Annotated in this window: 11 protein-coding genes; 4 read left to right on the top strand and 7 right to left on the bottom strand. The window is 46.1% G+C overall.

What is annotated here, in order from left to right; all coding sequences use genetic code 11:
* Positions 1 to 286: 286 nt before the first annotated feature.
* Positions 287 to 658, bottom strand: a complete 372-nt coding sequence (locus V4C51_RS10480) for a YybH family protein (RefSeq protein WP_330926105.1) — start codon at positions 656 to 658, stop codon at positions 287 to 289.
* Complete coding sequence (locus V4C51_RS10475) at positions 651 to 917, bottom strand: hypothetical protein (RefSeq protein WP_330926104.1); 267 nt, start codon at positions 915 to 917, stop codon at positions 651 to 653. Before V4C51_RS10475 ends, V4C51_RS10480 begins: the two co-directional genes overlap by 8 nt.
* 360 nt (positions 918 to 1,277) lie before the next feature.
* Here V4C51_RS10475 and lon point away from each other — a divergent pair, with 360 nt between their 5' ends.
* From lon to V4C51_RS10460, 3 genes are all read left to right on the top strand, one after another.
* Complete coding sequence (gene lon, locus V4C51_RS10470; protein WP_420797653.1) at positions 1,278 to 3,692, top strand: endopeptidase La; 2,415 nt, start codon at positions 1,278 to 1,280, stop codon at positions 3,690 to 3,692.
* Between the two features lie 432 nt (positions 3,693 to 4,124).
* Positions 4,125 to 4,397, top strand: coding sequence for a nucleoid-associated protein HU-beta (gene hupB, locus V4C51_RS10465; RefSeq protein ID WP_330926103.1), 273 nt, complete (start codon positions 4,125 to 4,127; stop codon positions 4,395 to 4,397).
* A 191-nt stretch (positions 4,398 to 4,588) separates the two neighbouring features.
* On the top strand, positions 4,589 to 6,499 hold the full coding sequence (locus V4C51_RS10460; RefSeq protein WP_330926102.1) for a SurA N-terminal domain-containing protein: 1,911 nt from the start codon (positions 4,589 to 4,591) through the stop codon (positions 6,497 to 6,499).
* 272 nt (positions 6,500 to 6,771) lie between these two features.
* Here the strand turns inward: V4C51_RS10460 and V4C51_RS17965 are convergent, their stop codons facing one another.
* The 5 genes from V4C51_RS17965 to V4C51_RS10440 all read right to left on the bottom strand — a co-directional run bounded on the left by V4C51_RS17965 (position 6,772) and on the right by V4C51_RS10440 (position 12,587).
* Positions 6,772 to 6,870 (bottom strand): GpE family phage tail protein, encoded by a 99-nt coding sequence (locus V4C51_RS17965; protein WP_420797652.1) that lies wholly within the window; start codon positions 6,868 to 6,870, stop codon positions 6,772 to 6,774.
* 116 nt (positions 6,871 to 6,986) lie between these two features.
* Positions 6,987 to 7,490 carry a hypothetical protein gene (locus tag V4C51_RS10455; protein WP_330926101.1) on the bottom strand — a complete coding sequence of 168 codons (504 nt, stop codon included), beginning with the start codon at positions 7,488 to 7,490 and terminating at the stop codon, positions 6,987 to 6,989.
* A 1,087-nt stretch (positions 7,491 to 8,577) separates the two neighbouring features.
* A complete protein-coding gene (locus V4C51_RS10450) occupies positions 8,578 to 9,321 on the bottom strand; it encodes a class I SAM-dependent methyltransferase (protein ID WP_330926100.1) in 744 nt (247 codons plus the stop codon).
* Positions 9,322 to 9,422: 101 nt separating this feature from the next.
* On the bottom strand, positions 9,423 to 10,214 hold the full coding sequence (locus V4C51_RS10445) for a hypothetical protein (protein WP_330926099.1): 792 nt from the start codon (positions 10,212 to 10,214) through the stop codon (positions 9,423 to 9,425).
* Positions 10,215 to 10,499: 285 nt separating this feature from the next.
* On the bottom strand, positions 10,500 to 12,587 hold the full coding sequence (locus V4C51_RS10440; protein WP_330926098.1) for a carboxy terminal-processing peptidase: 2,088 nt from the start codon (positions 12,585 to 12,587) through the stop codon (positions 10,500 to 10,502).
* An 817-nt stretch (positions 12,588 to 13,404) separates the two neighbouring features.
* On the opposite strand from V4C51_RS10440, the gene V4C51_RS10435 reads away from it, so the two are divergent.
* The gene (locus V4C51_RS10435; RefSeq protein ID WP_330926097.1) at positions 13,405 to 13,947 is read left to right on the top strand and encodes a hypothetical protein; all 543 of its coding nucleotides are present in this window, start codon (positions 13,405 to 13,407) and stop codon (positions 13,945 to 13,947) included.
* Positions 13,948 to 14,030: the final 83 nt, after the last annotated feature.

Genomic DNA, 14,030 nt, shown 5'->3' with positions numbered 1-14,030 from the left:
CATGCTCCTACCGCGGCTACGATAAATGGGTCTAAAAAGTCGCTTTTGTTCGTCAAATAGTCCCGCTATTCTCCTCACGAAAGCGACTTTTTATCCGCCATTTCTCGCCGTCCTCGCTACGGGCAGACTTTTAAGACTGCTTCTCACACTGATGATCGTTGTTGAAAAGCGAAGTTGATGAGAAAAGCTGCCTGTTTAAGGGCAAAGCAGGCAGCTTTTATCAGCTATCCGCGCAGCTGACAATAAGCTGTTGAACAGCTTTTTAACGACGATAGACTTTTATTGATTAGCGATCGCCCTGAATTTCAAAATCGTCTTCTTTGAGTTTGGCGCTACCGTCTTTTTGTAGAACCCAAAGTTCGCGATGGACAACACCATAGGCTTTGTTCATTGTCCACTTTGAACTCAGGATGTAGCTGTTATTATCAACATATTGCCAATCAACCTCGGTGTAATCCACATCGCAATACCCACCATCAATAATTTGCTGCCAAAATGCCTGAATTTCCTCTCGTCCCTTAAACGTTCCCATTGGTCGCGCGTTCATAACTGCATCTTGTTCATATTGTGCCGCACAGCCGGCAGCATCTTGACGGTTGAATGCCTGTTGCCAGGTGTTAATGCCTGTTTTGCAGGCCTGTAGCGTTGATTCAGTCATGATCTTTTTCCACTTGGTAAGGATTAAGCTTTGCGCACGACAAAAAAGCCAACTGATCAGGCGTGGGTGTTATAAAACGCGGTGAAATAACATTACTGAACCCAGCTAGCTCATTCGCGCAACAGTTTAAGCCTTTTTTCACGATGAACAAGTCTCGTTTGAGCGCCTTGCCATGTTCATCATTGCCATTATCATACAACGCCCAGGAGCCTGTCGGACTTAAGGCAATTTCGGCCTGAAATCCAGAAAGCGCGGCCATATTTTCCGATCAACTTGCTTAAAATAGGTCAACTATTCGCACAAATCCATCGAAAAATCTGACTCGCTTTACTGAATTTCATGCTCGAAAGCTTAAGCCTGACAGCCTCCTAGGGGAACTAAATGGCTTGCTTTACGTCCAATGCACATACTGCTATTGAATTTTCCCCCCAAAACCCGCATCGTAAGACTATGGGCAATGCCCGTTGTTAGAAAATTGCCCCATGGGTAGTTTTCATGGTGCCAAATGAGTGGATTTAGCCTCAGGGGGTGCTGGTTAATTATCTTGTTGGTGTTTAATTATTATTTATAGTGTTTGCACCAATAAACCTATAATGACGCTGTCAAGGGGCTCTTGTTTATGGATAAGACAGTTTTACATTCAACAGATACGTTTATGCTGCCATTGTTGCCACTGCGTGACGTGGTTGTTTACCCCCATATGGTCATTCCCCTGTTCGTTGGGCGGGAGAAATCCATTGTCGCGCTCGATGCGGCCATGGAATCCAATAAAAAGGTGCTGCTGGTCGCCCAGAGAAATGCCCAGATTGATGATCCGATGCAGGAAGACCTGTTTTCCATGGGTACGGTGGCCAGTATTCTTCAACTGTTAAAATTGCCAGATGGTACGGTCAAGGTGCTGGTTGAAGGTGAAAAGCGTGTCTTGATTGATGAATTGGAAGAACAGGATGAGGGTGTTTTTGCTGTCGTTCATGAGAATAGTGAGGGATTGCTGTCAGACGCTGAAGCGGAAGCGCTTGTCCGTTCTTTGATGTCGCAGTTTGAGCAGTACGTTCAGCTCAGCAAAAAAGTCCCTAATGAGGTGTTGACCTCATTAGCCGGTATCAGTGATCCCGGCAAGCTGGTGGATACCATTGCTGCTCATATGCCGATGAAAATTGAAGATAAGCAGAAAGTGCTTGAGCTTATGCATGTTGGTGGCAGGCTGGAATACCTCATTGGCATTATGCAGGGCGAAATGGATTTTCTTCAGGTAGAGAAAAAAATCCGTGGTCGAGTGAAAAAGCAAATGGAGAAGAGCCAGCGTGAGTACTATCTGAATGAGCAAATGAAAGCTATTCAGAAAGAGCTCGGTGACATGGATGAAGCGCCTAATGAGCTTGATGAGCTGAAAGAGAAGATAGAAAAAGCAGGGATGACCGTTGAAGCGAAAGAAAAAGTGCTCTCAGAGCTTAACAAGCTGAAAATGATGTCACCCATGTCTGCTGAGGCTACAGTAGTCAGGGGCTACATTGACTGGATGATTGGTGTCCCCTGGAAGAATAAAAGCAAGGTTCGACACGATATGAAACGTGCCCAAAGTATTTTGGAGACAGATCACTATGGGTTGAATGAAGTCAAAGAGCGGATTCTTGAGTACCTGGCTGTTCAGAAGCGGGTGAAAAAAATCAAAGGTCCGGTACTTTGTCTGGTGGGTCCTCCCGGGGTGGGAAAAACCTCCCTCGGTGAGTCAATTGCCCGAGCGACAAACCGTAAATATGTTCGGATGGCACTGGGGGGGGTTCGTGATGAAGCGGAAGTGCGAGGACACCGTCGTACCTATATTGGCTCTATGCCAGGCAAGCTGATTCAGAAAATGGCTAAGTCTGAGGTGCGCAATCCCCTGTTCCTGCTCGATGAAATCGATAAGCTGGGTGCCGATATGCGTGGTGACCCGGCTTCTGCCTTGTTGGAGGTGCTCGACCCTGAGCAGAACAATGCATTTAATGACCACTACCTGGAAGTTGATTACGATTTATCTGATGTAATGTTTGTCTGTACCTCTAACTCCATGAATATTCCGGCGCCCCTGCTGGACAGGATGGAAGTTATTCGCATCCCGGGATACACCGAAGATGAGAAGCTCAATATTGCCACGCGTTACCTCATCCCTAAGCATATCAAAAACAGTGGCCTGAAAAAGAATGAACTGACCTTTCATGAAGCCGCTATCCGGGACGCGATACGCTACTATACCCGGGAGGCTGGCGTGCGTGGACTGGAGCGGGAAATTGCCAAGATTTGCCGTAAAGCCGTTAAAGATGACGCGCTGAAACAGCCGGAGCGAAAGCAGGATGTGAACCAGAAAAATCTGGAATACTTTTTGGGGGTGAGAAAGTTCAGTTATGGTCGTGCGGAAGAAAACGATCAGGTAGGTCAGGTCACAGGTCTTGCCTGGACAGAGGTCGGTGGTGAGCTACTCACCATTGAGTCGGTGGCTGTTCCTGGTAAGGGGCAGATTACTAAGACGGGTTCCCTGGGTGATATCATGCAGGAATCCATTCAGGCAGCTTTGACCGTGGTAAGAAGTCGCTCAGCCAGCCTGGGTATCCCTTCTGATTTCCATCAGAAAAATGACTTGCATATTCATGTGCCTGAAGGCGCGACACCAAAAGATGGGCCCAGTGCTGGTATTGGTATGTGTACAGCCCTTGTCTCAGTTCTGACAGGCATTCCCGTTAAAGCCGATGTTGCCATGACCGGGGAGATTACCCTAAGAGGCCAGGTGCTGGCTATTGGCGGACTCAAGGAAAAGCTGCTGGCTGCTCACCGTGGTGGGGTAAAAACGGTGATTATTCCAGAAGAAAATCGTCGGGATCTGAAAGAAATACCAGAGAATATCAAAGCTGATCTGTCCATTGTCCCCGTGCAGTGGATCGATGAGGTGTTGGATATTGCCCTTCAATACCGCCCTGAGTCCCTGTCCACCGATGTGGCTGAAACAAAAGCCGCGAAGGTCGATGAAGCAGCTTCGGAGCGTGTCAATACCCATTAGTCAGTTCAGGTGTGACTACCGCGCATCATCCAATACAGGTGCGGCCGCTCTTTTGCGCCTGTAGTGGTTTTTTATTGCCTTATATCATCAGAAGCAAGGGTTTCCGCGGCTTCCGTGTTGACAGTAGTGATAAGCGGTTGGTATAAAGTGCCGCTACGACCTTAATGCGGGGGGATGGCTGCCAGGTGTTTCATCCGGGAGGCTTCTGCCTGTAGGTCACGCAATTTTTTTTGGTGCTTCCGTCATGGCCAGATGATGCTGGCGGTAAATCAGTAAAATTATCGTGGCGTCTGCGCTGTTGCTTGAGTTTTCAGCTAAAATCCAGCAGCATAGCAGTCGCGCCCGTTAGGTACAGTTATTGCGGCGCTTTCGTGCTTAAGTATCTGTTAGCTGTTTTAGCTAAGAAAGCATCCTACAACGAAGGGGAATAGAGTGAACAAGTCTGAGCTGATTGATGCCATTGCAGCATCTGCGGATATCTCAAAAGCAGCTGCCGGTCGTGCGCTGGATGCCATGACAGCTTCTGTTACCAAGGCGCTGCAAGACGGTGAGCAGGTTGTGTTGGTGGGTTTTGGTACCTTCTCCGTCAAAGAGCGTGCGGCACGGACAGGCCGTAACCCTCAGACGGGTGAACCCATCCAGATTGCGGCAGCTAAAATTCCTAGCTTTAAGGCAGGTAAAGCGCTGAAAGACTCGGTAAACTGAGTATGATGCCGGTGATCAAAGATGATTTTCCGGCTGGAGAGCAGAGTGCGTAGCGCTTTTCTCTGTAGTCTGCTGACTCCATCAAGAAGGCGCGTCTTGTGATGCGCTTTTTTCGTTATACTGTTTGATTTTAAGGCCTGACTGATAAACCAGAGATCTGCCTGGACAGCTAGCCTGCAACTGAGGTTTCTATGCTGCAATCGATGAGGGATAAAGCAAAAAGCTGGGTGACGGTGGTTGTCGTAGCAATAATTGCCTTTATGATGGCTGTTACTGGTCTGGAGACCCTGGCACCTAATCGGAATAATCCCACAGTGGCCACTGTCAATGGTGAGGATGTAACCCATGCTCAACTGTCACAATCTATTGAACAGCGTCGTCGAGCACTTATTCAGCAGATGGGTGACCAGTTTGATCCCTCCATGATTGATGAAAAGCTGTTGAAAGATGTCGTGCTGCAATCGTTAGTTGATCGAACCCTACAGCTTCAGGATGCGAAGAAGCATGGTATGGACGTTGGCGATCAGGCGCTCGATAGCATGATTGTCAATATGCCGGAATTTCAGGTGGATGGTCGGTTTGATCGGGCACGTTTTCAGCTGTTGTTGCGCAATGCCGGTATGACACCGAGCCGGTTTAAAAATATGTGGAAAGAAGAGGTGTTGCTTAACCAGTTAAGAGCAGGTATTTCTGCTACTGAATTTGTCACCCCGGCAGAAATGCGGCGTTTAAGCGCCCTTGAAAATCAAACCCGTGATATTCGTTGGCTAACGTTGGCCGCGTCACCTGTCAGTGACAAAATCAAGCCCACTGAAGAGGAAATCAAGGCGTATTACGATAGTCATCATGATGCTTTCATGACACCTGAACAAGTCGTTGTCAACTTCATTAAGCTGGATAAGGTGGCGCTGGCTGATCAGGTAAAGATTGATGAAGGTGATATCAAGCAAGAATACCAGATACGGGTGGATGAACTGAAAACCAATGGGAAAGATAGTAATAAGGTAGCGTCTATCCTTATTGCCACCGACGCAAATCGGACGGATGATCAGGCGAAAGCCCGAGCGGATGAGGTGTTGGCCAAGCTGCAAAAAGGGGACGATTTTGCCAGGCTGGCAAAAGAGTACTCCGATGATCCTGTGACCGCGAAAAAAGGCGGTGATATGGGTGTGGTTAAGCCCGGATTTTATGGAAAGGCATTCGATTCGGCACTGGCCAAGCTAACTGTTGGCCAGTTGTCTCCGGTGATAAAAACTCAGTATGGCTATCAAATTCTGAAACTGGTTAGCCAGGAAAAGCCTATCATTCCAACACTGGCACAAGAGCGTGATGATATTATTAATACCCTGAAAGCCCGCGCCGTTGAAGATATTTATTTTCGGAAAAGCCGTGAGCTGGCAGATATCAGTTTTGAGTCGGCTGACCTGAACCAGCCCGCTGAAAAGCTGGGGCTGACTATTGAAACAACGAAGGCTTTTGGCCGTCAGGGCGGTGTGGGTATTGCTGAAAACCAGAAGGTTGTATCAGCTGCTTTCAGTGATGATGTGCTCAATTTAGGCGCTAACAGTGAGGTCATTGAGCTCAAGCCAGGGACTTCCGTTGTGTTACGGGTTAAGTCTCATCACCAGAGCGAGCTCCAGCCTTTGGAAAAAGTAGCGTCATCCATTGTGGCAACCATTAAAAAGAAAGAGACGGCTGAGCAATTAAAGCAGCGAGCTGAACAGTTGATAACCAGCATCAACGCCAGTAGTGCTGACAAGGTGGCTAAAGAGACAGGTTTAACCTGGGAGGCGCATAAGGGGGTTAAGCGGGGTCAGTCGGGCATTGCCCGGGAAGTGTTGAGCAAAGCGTTCAACATGCCGCACCCTGCCAGCGGGAAATCAAACTATGCCTTTACCCCACTGGCCAGTGGTGATGTTGCTGTGGTGGCTTTATCTGCTGTCCATCCGGGTGAATATGGCGATGGGGATAAAGAGCGTATGAAGATGCTGTCTCAGTATATTGCCAGTGGTAATGGTCGTAACCTATACAGTGAGTATTTGCAGGCACTGAAAAAGCAAGGGAAGGTAAAAATTACAGCGAAGGAAGTGGAGGGTTTGTAACGCTTTTTTCATAAAAAAGCCTCCCTGTGGGCGGCTTTTTTGTACCCTGTAATGGAATCAATCAGCTCTTCTAACGGCGCTATTTCCTGACAAGCTGAACGTCAGACCTGCGTTGCGGCTTCTTGAAAATATGGCTTAGGAGCAGTCTAAAAATAACTTCCCGATTTTCGTTCATCCTGAACTCTGAGCTTGCCGAAGAGTCGAACGGTGGTGGCAGCGAGCTTCGACAGGCTCAGCCCGAACGGCAAAACTGGGAAGTTATTATCAGACTCTTACTTAGTCAACATTCGTTTAATGGCTCGTTTATGCCAGCTCACCGGTTCTTTAACCGTCATTGCCTTCATTTCAGACGGTGGCCAACTCAATACCACAGCAATATTTAGCCATCAGCTCCTGCGCTTCGCCGTTGACACTTTCCATAAGTACGGGGTTTTACGCGCTTTCGATAAAATAATTACTGTCAAAGTGCACGTTCATAAATTAACGTCTACTTGGGTGTCCAGAACTGTGGTCTAATATCAATATTACAAATATCCTTATCTTCAGAAAAAATATTTCTCCAAATGGTTATAGCGATTGAAAGATTATCTGGCTCGCAACGATAGTGGCCCGTTGTATTATCTAATAAAATTTTTTCTGATTCTCGTTTTACTAACCCAGCACATACCACTGATTCTCCCCTGGAGGCTATTGTATGGGGGACATTTGTTTTTCCTGTTCGCCATTGAAAATGAATACTGTGTGCGCGAACACAATAAATATTGAGATCCCATGTTAGTATCCATTTTAATATAAAACCTGAAGATAGGATTTTTTTTATTTGTTGAGATTGAGTTCTTAAATTATACCTTTCTAACCCCAATATATTTGCATGCTCTAAATCTTCGATTACCTCTTTATAAGCGCCGTCTATTACTTCAGCATTTCCAGTGTACCCACGAATGGAATACATACGGTATGGGACTGTTGGGCTTCCAATAATGGGTTTCATCGTTTATTACGATCCTAATAATAACCTGGACTTGGCGACTGTATAAATAGAGTCTGTTAGCCTTGATATTTCATAAAAGTAGTTGGTTTCAAACTGCAACTTAGGAGTCTGTCGAGCCTAAGACAATTTTAGCCTAAAATCCAGGAAGTGCGAGAAAGTGCGAGAAAGTGCGAGAAAGTGCGGCCAGAATTTCCGATCAATTTGCTTAAACAGGTCAACTATTCGCACAAATTGATCGAAAATTCTGACTCGCCCTACTGAATTTTATGCTCGAAAGCATAAGTCCGACAGGCTGCTAGTATGAAGCGTGACCAACGTAGTAGCTTCACATATTGTCATACTGTAAGGGAATGTGGATTATCTATTTCACAGGGAATCTGGCTTGCCATTAAGCAACGTAATCATATTTACTCCAGCAGTTGTATTGAGTTTATCTTCTATTTTAGCAGTGGTACTCACTACTACCGCTGACTTATCCCTATTTACCTGACTGATCTGATGCATTACTTCTGGACACCTCACTCTCATAGTTAGACGACTATTTGAGATGAAATGACGACTACAAAGAATTCGCAGAATAGGCGCTTAAACTGGCTGAGACCGTAGGTATAGCTGATGCGGTCAAAGAATCAGCAATAGGCGGAGAAGGCAGAGGCGCCAAATGGGCTAAAAAAGGCGACAGCCTGCTTCGCAAAAAACCAAAAATAGCGCCCTTTCAGTTCATGCCGGATAACGAGCAGAGCTTTAGCCTGAAGGCAACGGCAAAGGTATTGAAGGTAACGCTATCAAGGGCAATCAAAGACCTCTTTGCCGGATACAAAGCCCGCCGGGCAGGTGCTTGGTGAATCGAAAAACATCTGGAGGAATCTGGTATGCCTTGCTGCCTGAAAAGCATTGCTACCGGTATGAAGTCAGGGTTTGAATACATCGAAGGCTACTACAATAGAAAACCAATAGAAAACCAATAGAAAACGGCGACACAGTACTTTGGGCTATGTCTGCCCTGAACAGTCCGAGTCACAAAAAACTGCATAGAAGAACTGCATAGAAGGGTGTCCATTTTAGTGCCTCAGACCAGTGCCGCCTGTTATACTTTTTGTGCCGCAAACCGTAAGCGAACATAGTCAGCTAGCCAGGTTCCATTTGAAAATAACGCCGACTTTACCGCGTGTTCAACGTCGTTTAAAAACGCCTCCCGCTGCCTGTCGTTGAGTTTGCTGGTAATACCATTAGAGAATAGTGTTAACCATTCTCTAACGCCTGTTTTCAACGGGGTTGGACGAGGAATTAGTTCAATATACTGAACCTGGAAACCACTTTGTTGTAATTTGGCTTTATATTCTTTGTCATTTGGGAAATACCATGGGTTTTGAAATTCTCCAAAATCCGCGCGGGCCTCAAACACTGCCTTCATTGCTTTGACCAGCGTTTCAATATTGCCTTTTCCCCCAAACTCACCAACAAAACGCCCACCTGGCTTTAATGCATTAAATACACCTTGAATAACCGTATCACTTTTCGTCATCCAGTGAAGTGCCGCATTGGAAAAAACCGCATCAAACTCATTTGAAAAATTGAGTTTTTCACCGTTCACGACACTGGCAGACAAGCCCCGAGTCTTGGCGGCCTCAATCATATCAGGGCTGGAATCTACGCCATGAACAACTGCACCTGCTTTTTTGATTTCTTTGGTCAGGGCTCCATCTCCGCAACCCAAATCAAGAATCCTTTCATTATGCTGAGGGTTAAGCAGCTTCACCACGGGTGAGCCATACCCAGCAACAAACGACGCATTTTCTCTGTATTGAGAGGCGTTCCAGTTTTGTTTCATTATTACTCCTTGAGCGATAAAGCCAAACTCACCGACTTCGCGCCCTGGAGCAGGCTGAGTGAAGCGCCTTGTCAGGTGCAAGGTTGTTCAGACGGTTTATCTTATGGGTTTCCAAACTCGGGTGTACAAAAATAAACGTTATCGTTTATATGTCTCCGTGATAGATAATTGGGTATTGTCTCAATAGTATAATGGGTCTTTAAATAATTAAAAAAATCCAAACTGCCTGTAAGGGGCGGATCCCATTCACCGATGAAAAGTATGCACCCCTTTTCACCCCAGGCTTGAAGAATTTCAAAAGCAACATCTCGCCCATCGGTTTGATCGGGATTTGTAGGCCATGAAAGTAGCAGGAAGTTGGCTTCGGGGTTCTCTGAAATGCCGGTTATGGCATCTTTTTTTTGTATCGCTATCTTATTCGTGTCAGGGCCAGTATTTCTCGAAAAGTCTATTTGGCCATTATCAATCGCAATAACTGGCAGTTTATATTCTTGCGTAAAAAAATAGGGTAGCCAGCCATTACCTGCCATAGGATCAATCCCTTTTGTTCCGCCGTGTTGTTTTATTTTCTCAACAGCCACATCCATCCATTGTTTTGATGGCACAAAGTACATACCATATTTTATAAAAGTTTGTTGTTGTTGTTCTAATGATAGATAGGCCAAAATGTAAAACATCATGCTTGTGTCAGTATTATAACCTGTTGTATTTTCATTAAAAGATGTATGGCCTCTAAGAATATCATCAGGGTATCCATCGGGCAGCTTCCCCTGGTCTAACGTCTCGTAATATCCTGCGAGTAAAGAACAGGAAATAAAAAAAAGCGGAAAATACAGAAAAACCTTAAGCCAACTATTATTCTTCCCACCTAAACGTTTAAAATCTACCTTCATAATACAAACACCTGAGAAAAAATAAATTTAGCAAAAGTTTAGATCAGTTTAGATCAGAGTCAATACATCACATACTATCAAATTAAGAGGTTGCTCAAGTCAATGCCCCTGAATTTTTTTGCCACATCTGTATTATTAACCGCATTGAACTGAGTGAATTTCTATTTGCAACAAATCCCTCGACAGTTTGAACTTCATGACTTGCCGATAAAGGGTGAACGTGTTGAGTGCCCCATCGCCAAAAAAGAGGGATTAGGGACACAGGCTTGCGGTGCTTTAAAATGCTTAACCGGGCAACTGCGGTGTAATTAAGTCACCTAGAATCTTTCCTGCTTCTGCCACGAAGGCATCGGGTCGGTTTTCCTCTTCCTTTTTATAGTCAGGGTCATTTTGAATGGCTTCCAGCTCATCCAGGTTGTTTAGCAGGGTTTCTCCACGGCTTTTTCGTCGGCGGTTCTCAATGGCCAGTCGCTTGCTCCGCATGGTGGCAAGCTCCCGCTTCCGCTTTTTCTCATTGAGGGACACGGTCTTCTGGTTTTCAAACTGGGTGATATAGTCCTTCATTTCATCAAGGTAGACAAATTCAGGGTCAAGGGCTGAGCGTTGCTCATGACGCTTGATAAGCTCTGGGAGGTAGCGGGAAAAGTCATAGAATTTCTTGTGATCGGTGGCTTTAATGGTATCCCAGGGCAGTGCGTCGGGCAGGCTATTTTCACCAATATCCTTGTTGTTATACAACGAAGGAAACTGGACGTCCGGTATTACCCCCCGGTTCTGGGTGCTCTGGCCAGAGACGCGGTAAAATTTTGCCAGGGTGAGCTTAAGCTGGCCGTGGTTCAGGGGTTGGATACTTTGAACGGTGCCTTTGCCATAGCTCTGGCTGCCTATGATCAGTCCCCGGCCATAATCCTGTATGGCACCGGCAAATATTTCAGACGCGGAAGCACTTAGCCGGTCCACCATCACCGCCATTGGGCCTGTGTAGAACTGGCCTTCGACCCTGTCATGTTGCATTTCAGTTCGGCCACGGTTATCGCGTACGATGACAGTTGGCCCCTCATTGATAAACAGGCCGGTAAGGTCATTGGCTTCCTGCAATGAGCCGCCGCCATTGCCGCGTAGGTCAATAATCAGGCCATCAATATTTTGTTTTTTAAGGTCCGTGAGTAGAGCCTTTACATCACGGGTGGTACTTTTGTAATTTTTTTCACCAGCCTGGGCTGCTTTAAAGTCAACATAAAAGGTGGGCAGAGTGATGACACCGATCTTTCTGGTTTTACCATTGCTGGTCACATCAATGATTTTACTGCTGGCATCTTGCTCTTCGAGTTTGACCTTGTCTCTAACGATGTCATAAATGCGGGTGCTGCCATCTTTAGCCGTGGCAGGAATGACTTCCAGTCGAACCAGGGTATTTTTCTTGCCGCGGATAAGTTTCACGGCATCGTCTAATCGCATTCCAACGATATCTTCCAGTGGACCTTTTTTACCTTGCCCAACGCCAATAATTTTATCGCCAGCTTTCAGCTGGGCGGCTTTTTCAGCAGGGCCGCCGGTCACAACACTGACCACCTTGACATATTCATCTTCAGCCTGAAGGACGGCACCAATGCCTTCAAGGGACAGGCTCATGTTTATATCAAAGTTTTCAGCCGTTTGTGGCGAGAAGTATTGGGTATGAGGGTCGTAAATACCGGCAAACGAATTAATGTAACTCTGGAAGGCATCCTCACTATTGCTCTGATAAAGGCGACGCAGGAGATTGGTGTTACGCCGCTTTAGCTGCTTGATGATTTCTTCGTCGGTTTTATTATTCAGGCGTAAGGCCAGCACGCTGTCTTTAAGCTGTTTGCGCCAGAGCTCATCTTGAGCACGCTGGTTTTTTAACCAGGGCTCATTTTTGCGATCAATCAATAATGTTTCATTTTTATTAAAATCCAGTGTTTTGAGTCCATCATCAAGGCGGGCCAGCATAAAGCGGGCACGTGCTTCGGCATGTTGGCGATAACGGTTAAAGATAGCAAAGGCGGGCTTGAGATCCCCTGTTTTCAGGGCCTTACTCAGGTTTTCACGGTAAGGTTTAAACGCTTCAATGTCTTGTTGAAGAAAAAAACTGTGATTGGGGTCAAGGCGATTGAGGTAGCGATCGAAGACCTTTTCAGCGCTTTGACGGTCAAGGTTGACTTTACGGTAGTGATTCCTGTCAAGCATCTGCACTACATTGACGCTGGCAATCGCTTGTTGGAGAGTGGGCTTCAGGGGAGGGACAGGCTTGTTGATATCCTGGTCAGCAGCGTGGACTTGCGCTATGAAGAACATAAAGGAGAGCAGCACCAGAGCCATATTCCTGGTTATCTGCTGGGGTAATATCATGGATAGAAAAGCTCCGTATCTATTTATCTGTGTAATTCTGCGGTTGTACGTCAGTTATTTTATGCCTGCAATGGACAGCACAGCCCTTGCCCTCCTACTAATGGTACAAAAAACTGGAGCGGGCAGCACCCCTGAATTCAAATGAGGAATGAAGATAAAGATATAATATCCAGAAGACTTTTGCACTGTATGGACGGAAGGATTAACGATAGCCTCATAAAGTCATCATGCAGACAACCGTTGGCATAGCATCTGGCAACGATTTTTCAGGATTCCAGCCTTTAGAGGCTGTCGCGAAACTCTGAAATACACCTCGCACCGTCATTTTGTACAGGGAACGTACGGGAACCACACTCTGTGGAAGGCGCTCTAACCGCACGCATCACGCGGGTTTAGTGATTCACGTCCTTGTGGGATAGATCCCATACAATCCCTGTACGGGATGACGACGGAGAAAATTAAGCGTTTCGCGACACCCTCTTTACTGAGGGGTTAGAGTTAGCGTCAGTTCAAACTCAAGGTAGCAATCATCAAGATCGCGGAATAGACTGGCGAGGGATGTAGAGTCCTCCTGGCTACTTTGATAGACAACACCGAAGTGTAAGTTAGTCGGTGGAACTCTGTGTCTTTTCAGGCATCGAGCTCACGTTAAAAAGCTATTTTCTCACGGCTGAATCAGGAGACAGCCACTCACTGGAAAACTGTTGGCAGTAACCAAAACCTTTCACCCCCATTGAATTACAGGAGACCCGCTTTTCAGCGATATTGCAAAAGTGGGTTTTTCATCATTCTGTATAATAGACAGCAGGAGTTCATCATGATGGGCATTAAGTCTATGTCGCGGGCCAGAAAGTTCATAGCAACCAGGCCAGTTGTTTTTATTACTGGGGTCTTGACCTTATTCATCATGGCTAACGCTTATAGCGAGGATAGTAAACTTTATATGAATGATCTGATACCCCCAGGTAGCCCACATTACTCGGAAAAAGGCTATTCAGTCAGAGCCAGTGGCGACGGGTACTGCATGTACGGCGTGTATAATCCGGCTTCATGCACTAACACTTATTCTCAAGCCGAATCTTGTTATGTAGCCATACATTATGCTGCTTCACGCAAGCACTGGTGCGTGTTTCATCACAGCTCCCAAGATTTTAACATTATAAACAATGATACAGGCGAAGTCGTCGTTAGGGTTCAATGGTATAAAGTCGGTTTTATACCGTTTATAGCAAAGGCCTGGGATCCTGGAGGCATTACGGCACTTCCAGCGGGTAATCAGCTTTTTTTGCATCCGGGCAAACTGAATATCTATTGTCGCGAAATTGTCGCGAAATCTAAAAAGCTATTTTTTCACGGCTGAATCAGGAGACAGCCACTCACTGGAAAATGTTGACAGTAACCAAAACCTCGCGCCACTTCATTGACCTGAGTTCGACACAATAA

The sequence above is a fragment of the Candidatus Sororendozoicomonas aggregata genome (genome assembly GCF_031528575.1).
GTDB lineage: Bacteria > Pseudomonadota > Gammaproteobacteria > Pseudomonadales > Endozoicomonadaceae > Endonucleibacter > Endonucleibacter aggregata.
Note: the sequence above shows the minus strand (reverse complement) of the source record. Positions and strands in the feature narration are given on the sequence as shown.

Coding starts and splice junctions, on each gene's coding strand:
- lon (WP_420797653.1), top strand. CDS start 1,278: ATGGATAAGACAGTTTTACATTCAACAGATACGTTTATGCTGCCATTG.
- V4C51_RS10450 (WP_330926100.1), bottom strand. CDS start 9,321: ATGAAACAAAACTGGAACGCCTCTCAATACAGAGAAAATGCGTCGTTT.
- V4C51_RS10435 (WP_330926097.1), top strand. CDS start 13,405: ATGATGGGCATTAAGTCTATGTCGCGGGCCAGAAAGTTCATAGCAACC.
- V4C51_RS10480 (WP_330926105.1), bottom strand. CDS start 658: ATGACTGAATCAACGCTACAGGCCTGCAAAACAGGCATTAACACCTGG.
- V4C51_RS10440 (WP_330926098.1), bottom strand. CDS start 12,587: ATGATATTACCCCAGCAGATAACCAGGAATATGGCTCTGGTGCTGCTC.
- V4C51_RS10445 (WP_330926099.1), bottom strand. CDS start 10,214: ATGAAGGTAGATTTTAAACGTTTAGGTGGGAAGAATAATAGTTGGCTT.
- V4C51_RS10475 (WP_330926104.1), bottom strand. CDS start 917: ATGGCCGCGCTTTCTGGATTTCAGGCCGAAATTGCCTTAAGTCCGACA.
- V4C51_RS10455 (WP_330926101.1), bottom strand. CDS start 7,490: ATGAAACCCATTATTGGAAGCCCAACAGTCCCATACCGTATGTATTCC.
- V4C51_RS10460 (WP_330926102.1), top strand. CDS start 4,589: ATGCTGCAATCGATGAGGGATAAAGCAAAAAGCTGGGTGACGGTGGTT.